We start from the raw sequence: 10,457 nt of genomic DNA, 5'->3' as shown, positions 1-10,457 counted from the left end.
CTGTGGTTCCCCGGGAAGGCCCGGAAACCGGTCCGGAAGGCCCGCGGGGCCGCGCGGGCCTCGGGAACACGCCGGGACCCGCGCGGCCCGGGGAATCCGCCTTCCGAACCCACCGGGCCCACCCTCGGGAACACGCCGGGGCCCGCGCGGCCCCGCGTGGGCGTGTCAGGCCGGGATTCGTTCGTTCAGCCGCGCGGTCACCTCGGCGGCGTCCAGCCGGGCGGCGAGCGCCGCGGTTTCCTCGGTGAGCGTGGACAGCCGGCCGCGCAGCTCGGCGGCCTCATGGTTGACCTGTCGCACCTGCCCCCATACCCGCAATGCCAGCGCGACGAGCAGGACGAACGTCAACAGGACGAGACCGAGATCGATGAGCAGCCAGCGCATGAGATCAACCTACCGGCCCGCAGGCCCGCCCGTGGCGGCGTACCCGTCGCGGCCGTAGGCGGCCAGGGCCTGGGTGGCGGCGGTGTGGATGCTCGCGACGAAGTCGGAGGGGCCGAGGGCTCCGGCCTGGTCGCCAAGGCCGAGGGCCAGGCGGTGCGCGGCCAGCCGGGCTCCCAGATACGTAGCTTCACCAGCGGGCGCCCGCCGTCGCCTCGTCCGCCGAAGACGCCGGGCGGGACAATCCCATGGGCGATCGCGGTGGCCTGCCGCGAGGACGGGAACCTGAATCGCGTTGACGGTTCGGGAGAGGCTGGTACCGTCGTGTCCCATCCGCCAGCGACAGCTCGCCGGCATGTGTATGGAGGAAGCCATGGCTGCCCGGGTCCTGTCCCGGGCCACCCGAGCCGCCGGCCGGTAGTGCCAGCGGTAGTCGAGGCCGCGCCGCCCCGCGGTGGCGGTCTCGGTGTGCCCGGTGACATCAGTCGTCATGTCGATGTTCACCATGAGGAGCTTCTGGCGTTGTCTCGTCATCCCCGTTCCACGTCTCTCACGTCTTCCATGTCTTCCACGTCCTCTTCCCCGTTCGTTTCCGGCGGGACCGGCACTCCCCCGGCCACGCCGGGCTCCGCGGACCAGATGTCGGCCGAGTGGTACACGCGGTTCTTCACCGAGCTTCCCAACGAGTTCTGGCGGCGCGCGGCGACGCCGGAGCTGACCGCCGCCGACATCGCCTTCGTCGAGCGGCACCTGGGCCTGGCGGCGGGCAGCCGGATTCTCGACGCCCCGTGCGGCAGCGGCCGCCACAGCCTGGCGCTCGCGGCGCTCGGTCACCACGTGACCGGGATCGACATCTCGGCCGAGGCCGTCGGCCATGCCAGGCGGGAGGCGGCCCGGGCCGGCCTCGACGTCAGGTTCACCCAGGCGGACATGCGCTCGATCCCGCGGTCGGCGTCGTTCGACGCCGCCGTGTGCCTGGGGAACAGCTTCGGTTACCTGAACACCGCCGGCACCCGGGAGTTCGTCGCCGCCCTCGCCGGGGCACTCCTTCCCGGCGGGGGTCTCGTCATCGACTTCTCCGCGGCCGCGGAGACCGTCCTGCCGGGCTACAGCGGCCAGCCACGCACCATGCGGACCGGGGACATCAAGGTCGAGACGACGACCGAGTACGACGTCGACGAAAGCTGCCTGATCAGCCGGTACCGGTTCAGCCGGGGCAGTGAGGTCGTCGACGCCACGGCACTGCACCGCGTCTACACCAGCCGCCAGCTCGGTGAGCTGCTCACAGACGGCGGGTTCACCGGCATCGAGCGGTACGCAGGCCCGGACGGCGCGCCCTACCAGCTCGGCTCGAGCCGGCTGATGCTCGTCGCCCGCCGAACCTGACCCGCTGAATCGGGTGCCGGTAAGAAACGTGTCAGTGCGCCACAAGGGGGCGTGTATCGGGTTGTGATCGATCTGTGGGGTTCGTTCGTGGGCCGGGTCTGATCGGGTAGACCGTCGTGCATGACGCGGGCGCAGCTGACAGACGAGGAGTGGGCGTTCATCGAGCCCTACCTGCCGATCGGCGGGTTCGGCCCGTACCCGCGGCGGCTGCGGGCGCAGTTCGAGGGGGTGGTCTGGCGGTTCCGGACGGGCGGGCAGTGGCGGGAGATGCCGAGGGAGTTCGGGGCCTGGTCGACCGTGTCCAACCGGTTCCGGCAGTGGCGGGACGCCGGTGTCTTCGACGCCCTGTTGCAGGGTCTGATCGCCCAGGCCGGGGCGCGGGGTGAGGTGGACCTGTCGGTGGTCGGCGTGGACTCCACCACCGCCCGGGCTCATCACGACGCCGCCGGGATGCACCTGGCCCGCGCGGCCGGTCATGCCGTCCGCACCGGCGCCGGGGACGGGACGGTGCGGTTGCGGAAGGCCGGGTGAGCGGTCACGGCCCGGACCTGCCCGGTACCTGACGCCCGGTAACGTTCACCTATCGCACAGTCGAGGGAAGCCCGCGTTACGGTACTGCACGCAGTAGGTCATGTAAGGGAATCAGCGGTAGACGTCCCGGCGGTGTCCGAGCTCGACGACCAGGACGTGCAGCGCACGGTCGTTGATGATGTGGATCACCCGGTAGTCGCCGACCCTGATACGCCAGTGCCCGGGCCGGCCCACCATCGCCCTGCAGCCCACCGGCCGCCGGGGTGTGTTCCAGCGTCGCGGTCGCGCGCAGCAGCCGGTCCTGAACGGCATGGGGCAGCTTGCCCGACGCACGCATGGCCGCACGCTCGAACGTGAGGGTGTAGGCGACAGGCGGCATAGTGGACCATCCTGCCGTCGCCGACGTCCGCTCAGGTCAGCAGGTCCTCGCGCGTGAACCCGAGCTCGGCCAGCACCTCATCGAAGGGCACCGGGTCGCCGCCCTCGGCGAGCGCGGCGTCCAGGCACTGACGGTCGTACTCGTCCTCCTCGTCCGTGGTCTCGTACACCACGTCGATCACCGGCTCCGACATGCGCTCACCCCCTCCGGGACGGATCTCTAGTCCGGCATAGACCTGACGGTAACCCGTCGCCCGCCATCGCGGCACCACCAGGGCCGAGGAGACGCCTACATCTCCGCGACAGCGGCCTGCCCCTCCTGTCGATCATCACGTGACGATCGGCAGGCGAGGCAGGCGACGCCTCACCGGTGAGCGTGAGCCGTGTTCGTCGAGCGGCATGCCCGACGGGTAGCGCTGGGCCTATCCGCGGCCGTCGAGCGGAGCGGAGCAACGGGGACGGAGCCCCACAGACCGTAGCGCTGGGCCTATTCGTGGGTGTCAAGGCCGTAGGCGGCCAGGGCCTGGGTGGCGGCGGCGTGGATGCCCGTGGCGATGTCGGGGGGGTCGAGGACTCTGGCCTGGTCACCGAGGCCGAGGAGCAGGCGGTGCAGCCAGCCGGGCTCCCAGACGCGCAGCTCCACCAGCAGGCGGCCGCCGTCGAGCTCACGGCGGGAGACGACCGGGTAGTGGTCGGCGACCCAGCGCGCGGCCGGTTCCAGCTCGAGGACGACCAGCGTCTGCGCCGGGCCGGGCTGGAACAGGCCGTCGGTGTCCCGCGGGCGGGCCCGCGGCGGTGGGTCGGCGGGCGTGTCGAGGACGGTGACGCCGTCCGGGCCGTCGATCCGGTCGAGGCGGAACAGCCGGACCTCGGCCGACCGGTGGCACCAGCCCTCCAGGTACCAGTGGCCGTCCCGGGTGAGCACCCGTATCGGGTCGACGTCGCGTTCGGTCAGCTCGTCACGGGACCACACCAGGTAGCGCAGGCGCAGCCGCCGGCGGCGGGCCACCGCCTCCTGGACGGCCCGCAGGACGTCGTCCTGGGCGTCGAGCTCGACGCGGACCCGGTCGGCGGGCAGGGTGCCGACGGCGTCCGCGAGCTTGCCCAGCGCCCGGTCGAGCGCGTCGCGGGCGGACAGGCCGGGCACGTCGGCGAGGGTGCGGGCCGCGACGACCAGCGCCATCGCCTCGTCCGCGGACAGCCGCAGCGGGCGGTCGAGGGTCTGCGGGTCGAGGACGGTGATCTGGTCGGCGGAGTAGCTCAGGTCGATCAGGTCGCCGGGGGCGCCGCCGGGCAGGCCGCAGACGAACAGCAGGTCCAGGTCGTCCCGCAGCTGGCGGACGGTGATCCCGAAGGTGGCGGCGGCGTCGTCGAGGCACACCCCGGGATGGGCGCGCAGCCACGGCACCAGGGCCAGCAGCCGGCTGAGCCGGTCGGTGGCCGCGGAGGAGGACGCCGGCGAGCTCACGGCACGTTCTCCGGCAGCGTCGCCGCCCCGCTGGACGCCCTGCCCGCTTCCCCGTCGGACGCCCCGGCCGACGAGGGCACCGGCGGAACCGCCGGATCCCTGGCCACCGTGTCAGCGACCGGCTGGACCACCGGCGGGACCACCGGCGGGACCACCGGCGGGACCACCGGCGGGACCACCGTGTCCCCGGTTGGCTCCCCCGGGGACACGGCCGTCGGCTGCCTCTTCCGTCCCCCGGTCGGCTTTTTCACCGAGGAGGCCGCTGGGGAGGCCGGTGGGGATGCCGGGGCCGCGGAGCAGGAGAACGCCCGGGAACCGGCCGGGTCCGCCGGTTTCGCCGCCGGGCGCGGCCGATCGATGCCGTCGTGGGCCCGGGCGGCGTCGGTGAGGCGGCGGACCACCTCGGCGCGCAGCTGGGCCGGCCGCTCCACCAGCACGTCCGCGCCGTAGCCGGCGATCCACCTGGCCACCTGCTCGGTGTCGGAGTAGTCGATCTCTACCCGGTCCATGCCGGCCGGCGCGGCGACGGAGCCGTCCCCGGCGCGCCCCGGCGCGGGGCCGCTCCCCGGCACGGGATGCGGTGGGCTGTCGGGGAGCATCCGCGCGTACCGGCGCAGCGCGTGACCGGCCCCCGGGCGGATGCGCAGAACGGCGGTGCGGGTGAGCTCGGGCGACGGCGCCGACGCGGACACCAGCGCCCGCAGGTCGACCCCGTCGGGGACGCGGACCGCGCCCGCCGGCCCGAGCGCCCGCACGGGGCCGGTCACCCGTGACAGCCGGAAGACCCGGGGGGCCTGCCGGTCACGGTCGTGACCGACGAGGTACCAGCGTCCCCGCCAGGAGACCACCCCCCACGGTTCGACGTGGCGTTCGCGTGGCTCGGTCTCCTCCACCTTGCGGTAGGGGAAGCGGATGGCCTGCCCGGCCTGCACGGCGGCCAGGCAGGGCGCGAACGCGGGCTCCGTGGTGGCGACCCGGGGCTCCAAGCCGCCCGACAGCCCGCCCGGGACGCCCGGGAGGCCGTCCGGGCCGGGCAGGGTGCGGATACCGCCGGCCGCGAGCTTGCGCAGCGCGCTGGCGGACGCGTCCGCGAGCGCCGTGCTGGACCACAGCTGGGCGGCGAGGCCGAGGGCGGCGGCCTCGTCCGGGTCGAGGGAGATCTCCGGCAGCGCGTAGTCACCGCGGCGGATGCGGTAGCCGACCTCGTCGTTCCAGTACGAGTCCGACCCGGTCTCCAGCGGGATGCCGATGTCGCGCAGGTACTGCTTGTCCCGCTCGAACATGCGGCGGAACGCCCCCTGCTCGTCATCGGTGCCGCCGGGGGTGTAGCCCTCCACGAGCTCGCCGATCTCGGCCACGGTGAGGAACCGCGATGTGGCCATCAGGCACATCGTCAGGTTCAGCAGCCGTTCCAGCCGACGACGGGACACCATACGAGGCTAGAACACCTCTGTTGGATCTTCAGCGCCGCCCACGCGGCAGCCCGTGCGGTGAAGCGTCGGCCGTGCGTCCGAAACGTCCGGGCCGGCAGCTGTCGTTCGAGTGGCCGAAGAGCCGGGCGGCCCGTTGCGGCCTGCCCGGCCTGCCCCGCCTGGCCGGTCCGTCCGCGTCCGCGTGGACCGGCCGGGCGGGGTGCCGGTCAGCTGTCGCTGGCCTGGACACCGACGAGGTCGACGACGAAGACCAGGGTGGATCCGCCCGGGATCGGCCCCTGGTCCGCCGGGCCGTAACCGAGCTCGGGCGGGATCACGAGCGTGCGCCGGCCGCCGATCCGCATCCCGGTGATGCCCTGCTGGAAGCCGGGGATGACGCTGTCCAGCGGGAAGATCGACGGCTCCCCGCGGTCCCAGCTGGCGTCGAACTCCTTGCCGTTGGCCCACAGCGTGCCGACGTACTGCACCGACACGGTGCTGGTCGGTGACGCCGCCGCGCCGGTGCCGACCACGAGGTCGCGGGTCACCAGCGTCGCCGGCGGGGTGCCGGCGCCGGCCGCGATCGTCGGCTTGGCCGACAGGCTGCCCGCGCCCGTCACTGTCGGTAGCTGCGGTTCGCCCGTCCCGTCGGGTGCGGTGGAGCTGCCGCAGGCGGTGAGAGTGACGGGTAACGCGGCGAGAAGAATGGAACAGAGTATGACAAAACGGACGCCGCGGCCAAGGCGGGGGACAACGGTCACAGGTAGGTGGTCCTCACATGCTGGCGATGAGTTTGTCGACCCGGTCGTCGACGGACCGGAACGGATCCTTGCAGAGCACCGTACGCTGTGCCTGATCGTTCAGTTTCAGGTGCACCCAGTCAACGGTGAAGTCGCGCCGCTTCTCCTGGGCCCGCTTGATGAACTCACCACGCAGCCGGGCCCGGGTGGTCTGCGGCGGGACGGACTTCGCCTCGAAGATGTCGAGGTCGCGGCTGACCCGTTCCACCAGCCCACCACGTTCCATCCGGTAGTACAGGCCCCGGTCACGATGGATGTCGTGGTACTTCAGGTCGATCTCGGCCACCCGGGGTGAGGCCAGCGACAGGCCGTGCCGGTGCCGGAACCGGTCGATGAGCACGTACTTGGTCACCCAGTCGATCTCGCGGGCGACCAGCTCCAGGTCGTCGGTCTCGATCGCGAGCAGGGTGCGGCCCCACAGGTCCAGGACGCGCTTGGCGACCGCGTCCCCGCCGCGGCGCTCGACGAACTCCTGCGCCTTGGTGAAGTACTCGCGCTGGATCTCCAGCGCGCTCGCCTCCCGCCCGTTCGCCAGCTTGATCCGGCGCTGGCAGGTCATGTCGTGGCTGACCTCGCGGATCGCCCGGATGGGGTTCTCCAGTGACATGTCCCGCAGCACCACTCCGGCCTCGATCATGCGCAGGACCAGATCGGTCGATCCGATCTTGAGCAGCATCGTGGTCTCACTCATGTTCGAGTCGCCGACGATCACGTGCAGGCGGCGGAACCGCTCGGCGTCGGCGTGCGGCTCGTCCCGGGTGTTGATGATCGGACGGGACCGGGTGGTCGCCGACGACACCGACTCCCAGATGTGCTCGGCACGCTGCGAGATGCAGTACACCGCCCCCCGCGGGGTCTGTAGGACCTTGCCCGCCCCGCACAGGATCTGCCTGCTGACCAGGAACGGCACCAGGACGTCGGCCAGCCGGCTGAACTCGCCGTGCCGCCCCACCAGGTAGTTCTCGTGGCAGCCGTAGCTGTTGCCGGCCGAGTCGGTGTTGTTCTTGAACAGGTGGATGTCGCCGGCGATACCCTCCTCGCGCAGCCGCCGTTCCGCCTCGACCAGCAGCCCCTCCAGGATGCGCTCGCCGGCCTTGTCGTGGGTGACGAGGTCGGGCACGGAGTCGCACTCGGGGGTGGCGTACTCCGGATGGCTGCCCACGTCGAGATAGAGCCGGGCACCGTTCTTCAGGAAGACGTTGCTGCTACGGCCCCAGGAGACGACCCGGCGGAAGAGATAACGGGCCACCTCGTCCGGGGACAGCCTGCGCTGGCCGCGGAAGACACAGGTGACCCCGTACTCGTTCTCCAGGCCGAAGATGCGGCGATCCACACCGACGACCCTATGCCGCCCGCCCACCCTGGTGTGAGCGGACGCTCCCACCCGTGCGCACCGATGGCCGCCCGCGGCCCCGCCGGGGCCCACCGTGACACGGAGGGCAGCGGCATCATCGCCTTGAGTATCAAGACGAGCCGGGTGCGTGCCCGCGTCGGGTAACGTCCGCGTCGAGGGCACGGACGGCGCGACCCGGGGACGACCCGGGACGATCTGACGGCGATCCGGGGACCGGCTCTTTCGAGGACAGGAGATCCGCCGGAGGCGGGAGAGGACGACCAACATGACAGTGACACCCGAACCCTCCGCGGCCGTCACGACCGTGGGCGCCGCCACCCCCGCCACGGTGGTCGCGCCGCGCCCGGACGGCCCGACCCACGGCGGGGTGGTCGTGGTCCAGGACGCGCGGGGGATCACGCCGTATCTGGTGTCGGTGTGCGCGCGGCTGGCCGGCGCCGGCTGGCTCGCGGTCGCCCCGCACCTCTACCACCGGGACGGGATCGCCGAGGTCGACCCGGCCGGCAGCTGGCCGTCCGCGCCGCGACAGATGACCACCCTGACCGCCACCGGCATCACCACGGACGTCGACGCCGGCCTCGCCCATCTCGCCGACGCCGGTCTCGCCCCCGGGCGGACCGCGGTGATCGGCTTCTGCATGGGCGGGACCGTGGCGCTGTTCACCGCCACCCGCCATGCCGTGGGCGCGGCCGTGTCGTTCTACGGCGGCGGGGTGCGCACGCCGTACTGGGACGGCATACCGCCGCTGGTGGAGCTCGCGCCGGCGCTGCGCGCGCCATGGCTCGGCCTGTACGGCGAGGAGGACGTGCTGATCAGCGTCGACGAGATCGACGCGCTGCGGACGGCCGCGGGCACGGCGGCGGTGCCCACCGAACTGGTCAGCTACCCCGGCGCCGGGCACGCCTTCCACAGTGGCGACCGCGCCGAGATCCACCGGCCGGCGGCGGCCGAGGACGCCTGGAACCGGACGCTGGCCTGGCTGCGCGCCCACGTGGCCGCCGGCTGAACCAGCCCGTCCCGAGCCCACGGCGGGCGACATCAGACGAATCGCGTGCCGCCTCGGGGCCGGTACAGGCCCCCGAGGCGGCACGCGACAGACATCGCGCCGCCTCGGGGCGTGCTGATCTGCTCGGCCGCCGGCGGGAGAGCGGCCGGCCGCCGGGTCAGCCCGGGGTGTCGGCGGTCTCGGCCAGCAGCGCGTCCAGCTGCGGGCCGGAGATGCGCTTGAACAGCCGGCGGTTACGGGTACGGTCGAGCATCGCCACCTCGAGGTTGGCCGAGGACAGGACGCGGTCGCCGTTGGCGCCCGGGGGCGTGCCGGCCCGCAGTGCGTTCGCGGCGACCCGCAGCGCCGTGGCCAGCGGCTGCGCGTCCGCGTGATGCTCCTTCAGGGACGTGTTGACCTGCTCGGACTGCCCGCCGATGGCCACGAACCCGCGCTCGTCCGCGATCGACCCGTCGTAGGTCAGCCGGTAGATCTGGTCGGAGGCGGCGTCCTCGCCGACCTCCGAGACGACGATCTCCACCTCGTACGGCTTGATGCTGTCGGTGAAGATCGTGCCGAGGGTCTGGGCGTAGAAGTTGGCCAGCGCCCGCCCGGTGACGTCCCGGCGGTCGTACATGTACCCCCGGACGTCCATCATGCGCACGCCCGCCGTCCGCAGGTTCTCGAACTCGTTGTACTTGCCGACCGCGGCGAAGGCGACCCGGTCGTAGATCTCACTGATCTTGTGCAGGGTGGACGAGGGGTTCTCCGCGACGAACAGGATGCCGTCGGCGTAGCTGCGCACGACCACGCTGCGGCCGCGCGCGATCCCCTTGCGGGCGTATTCGGACCTGTCCCGGACCTGCTGCTCCGGGCTGGCGTAGCCAAAGGGCATGGTCATGTCAGCCTCCCGGGTTCGTCAGACGGCCGGCGACGACGGCCTCGACCACGGCGCCCACCTCGTCGTCGGTGAAGCGACGGAAACCGTCCTCGGTCACCGCGGCGACCACCGGGTAGATGCGGCGGGTCAGGTCCGGGCCACCGGTGGCGGAGTCGTCGTCGGCGGCGTCGTAGAGCGCCTCCACGCCGACCCGGACGGCCTCGTCCTGGGTGAGGTCGTCCCGGACCTTCTTCTTCAACGCGCCCCGGGCGAAGACGGAGCCGGAGCCGATGGCCTGGAAGCCGTGCTCCTCGGCCCGGGAGCCGGTGATGTCGTAGGAGAAGATCCGTCCCCTGCCGGCGTCGAGGTCGTAGCCCGCGTACAGCGGGATGACCGCGAGCCCCTGGAGCGCCAGGCCGAGATTGTTTTTGATCATGAAGGACAGCCGGTTGGCCTTCGCGTGCAGGCTGAGGGTGGAACCCTCGATCTTCTCGTAGTGCTCGAGCTCGACCTGGAACAGGCGGACGAGGTCCGCGCCGATCCCGGCCGTGCCGGCATAGCCGACACAGGAGTACTCGTCGGCGTGGAAGACCTTCTCGACGTCCCGCTGCGCGATCACGTTCCCCATGGTCGCGCGGCGGTCACCGGTCATGATCACGCCGCCGGGGTACGTCACCGCCACGATCGTCGTGCCATGGGCCACCTCGGTGACGGCGGCCGGCAGACTGCCGCGCGCGCCTGGCAGCAGCTCGGGCGCGGCGGTGGACAGGAACTCGGTGAACGACGACGTTCCCGGTGTCATGAACACAGACGGTAGACGTCCGGCGACTCCCGCTGGATCAGCCACGCATCCCCCTTCAGATAGTCGATGGGTCGGGTAAC

The 10,457-nt window shown here is 72.2% G+C and carries 12 protein-coding genes and 1 pseudogene; 3 read left to right on the top strand and 10 right to left on the bottom strand.

Annotation, left to right across the window (positions count from 1 at the left end; genetic code table 11):
* Positions 1-165: 165 nt before the first annotated feature.
* Together AC5LSR_RS14385 and AC5LSR_RS14380 are read right to left on the bottom strand one after the other, a co-directional pair.
* The gene (locus AC5LSR_RS14385) at positions 166-384 is read right to left on the bottom strand and encodes a hypothetical protein (RefSeq protein ID WP_250281400.1); all 219 of its coding nucleotides are present in this window, start codon (positions 382-384) and stop codon (positions 166-168) included.
* Between the two features lie 9 nt (positions 385-393).
* Positions 394-915: a hypothetical protein gene (locus AC5LSR_RS14380; RefSeq protein WP_250281401.1), complete on the bottom strand. Its 522-nt coding sequence runs from the start codon at positions 913-915 to the stop codon at positions 394-396.
* 105 nt (positions 916-1,020) lie between these two features.
* On the opposite strand from AC5LSR_RS14380, the gene AC5LSR_RS14375 reads away from it, so the two are divergent.
* Entirely contained in the window at positions 1,021-1,767 is a 747-nt protein-coding gene (locus AC5LSR_RS14375; RefSeq protein ID WP_250281402.1) for an SAM-dependent methyltransferase, read from the top strand.
* Between the two features lie 120 nt (positions 1,768-1,887).
* A pseudogene (locus AC5LSR_RS14370) lies at positions 1,888-2,227 on the top strand (transposase); the annotation flags it as partial.
* Positions 2,228-2,409: 182 nt separating this feature from the next.
* Here the strand turns inward: AC5LSR_RS14370 and AC5LSR_RS14365 are convergent.
* From AC5LSR_RS14365 to pafA, 6 genes are all read right to left on the bottom strand, one after another.
* Positions 2,410-2,535, bottom strand: coding sequence for a type II toxin-antitoxin system RelE family toxin (locus AC5LSR_RS14365; protein WP_250281404.1), 126 nt, complete (start codon positions 2,533-2,535; stop codon positions 2,410-2,412).
* Between the two features lie 173 nt (positions 2,536-2,708).
* Entirely contained in the window at positions 2,709-2,870 is a 162-nt protein-coding gene (locus tag AC5LSR_RS14360) for a hypothetical protein (RefSeq protein ID WP_250281406.1), read from the bottom strand.
* A gap of 293 nt (positions 2,871-3,163) precedes the next feature.
* Complete coding sequence (locus AC5LSR_RS14355; RefSeq protein WP_250281408.1) at positions 3,164-4,144, bottom strand: helix-turn-helix transcriptional regulator; 981 nt, start codon at positions 4,142-4,144, stop codon at positions 3,164-3,166.
* On the bottom strand, positions 4,141-5,577 hold the full coding sequence (locus AC5LSR_RS14350; protein WP_250291200.1) for a helix-turn-helix transcriptional regulator: 1,437 nt from the start codon (positions 5,575-5,577) through the stop codon (positions 4,141-4,143). Before AC5LSR_RS14350 ends, AC5LSR_RS14355 begins: the two co-directional genes overlap by 4 nt.
* Positions 5,578-5,783: 206 nt before the next feature.
* Complete coding sequence (locus AC5LSR_RS14345) at positions 5,784-6,317, bottom strand: FKBP-type peptidyl-prolyl cis-trans isomerase (protein ID WP_250281412.1); 534 nt, start codon at positions 6,315-6,317, stop codon at positions 5,784-5,786.
* Positions 6,318-6,330: 13 nt separating this feature from the next.
* On the bottom strand, positions 6,331-7,689 hold the full coding sequence (gene pafA, locus AC5LSR_RS14340; protein WP_047223534.1) for a Pup--protein ligase: 1,359 nt from the start codon (positions 7,687-7,689) through the stop codon (positions 6,331-6,333).
* A 286-nt stretch (positions 7,690-7,975) separates the two neighbouring features.
* Here pafA and AC5LSR_RS14335 point away from each other — a divergent pair, with 286 nt between their 5' ends.
* Complete coding sequence (locus AC5LSR_RS14335; RefSeq protein ID WP_250281414.1) at positions 7,976-8,716, top strand: dienelactone hydrolase family protein; 741 nt, start codon at positions 7,976-7,978, stop codon at positions 8,714-8,716.
* 157 nt (positions 8,717-8,873) lie between these two features.
* Here AC5LSR_RS14335 and prcA read toward each other — a convergent pair whose 3' ends face one another.
* Positions 8,874-9,596: a proteasome subunit alpha gene (prcA, locus tag AC5LSR_RS14330; protein WP_250291201.1), complete on the bottom strand. Its 723-nt coding sequence runs from the start codon at positions 9,594-9,596 to the stop codon at positions 8,874-8,876.
* Between the two features lies 1 nt (position 9,597).
* Positions 9,598-10,422 (bottom strand): proteasome subunit beta, encoded by an 825-nt coding sequence (gene prcB / locus AC5LSR_RS14325; RefSeq protein ID WP_250281418.1) that lies wholly within the window; start codon positions 10,420-10,422, stop codon positions 9,598-9,600.
* Between the last annotated feature and the right edge of the window lie 35 nt (positions 10,423-10,457).

The sequence above is a fragment of the Protofrankia sp. CiP1_Cm_nod4 genome (genome assembly GCF_982290645.1).
This window is presented reverse-complemented; position numbering and strand designations above follow the sequence as displayed.

Excerpts from the sequence above, each read along its gene's own strand:
- AC5LSR_RS14385 (WP_250281400.1), bottom strand. The coding sequence starts at position 384 with ATGCGCTGGCTGCTCATCGATCTCGGTCTCGTCCTGTTGACGTTCGTC.
- AC5LSR_RS14380 (WP_250281401.1), bottom strand. The coding sequence starts at position 915 with ATGACGAGACAACGCCAGAAGCTCCTCATGGTGAACATCGACATGACG.
- AC5LSR_RS14375 (WP_250281402.1), top strand. The coding sequence starts at position 1,021 with ATGTCGGCCGAGTGGTACACGCGGTTCTTCACCGAGCTTCCCAACGAG.
- AC5LSR_RS14365 (WP_250281404.1), bottom strand. The coding sequence starts at position 2,535 with ATGGTGGGCCGGCCCGGGCACTGGCGTATCAGGGTCGGCGACTACCGG.
- AC5LSR_RS14360 (WP_250281406.1), bottom strand. The coding sequence starts at position 2,870 with ATGTCGGAGCCGGTGATCGACGTGGTGTACGAGACCACGGACGAGGAG.
- AC5LSR_RS14350 (WP_250291200.1), bottom strand. The coding sequence starts at position 5,577 with ATGGTGTCCCGTCGTCGGCTGGAACGGCTGCTGAACCTGACGATGTGC.
- AC5LSR_RS14335 (WP_250281414.1), top strand. The coding sequence starts at position 7,976 with ATGACAGTGACACCCGAACCCTCCGCGGCCGTCACGACCGTGGGCGCC.
- prcA (WP_250291201.1), bottom strand. The coding sequence starts at position 9,596 with ATGACCATGCCCTTTGGCTACGCCAGCCCGGAGCAGCAGGTCCGGGAC.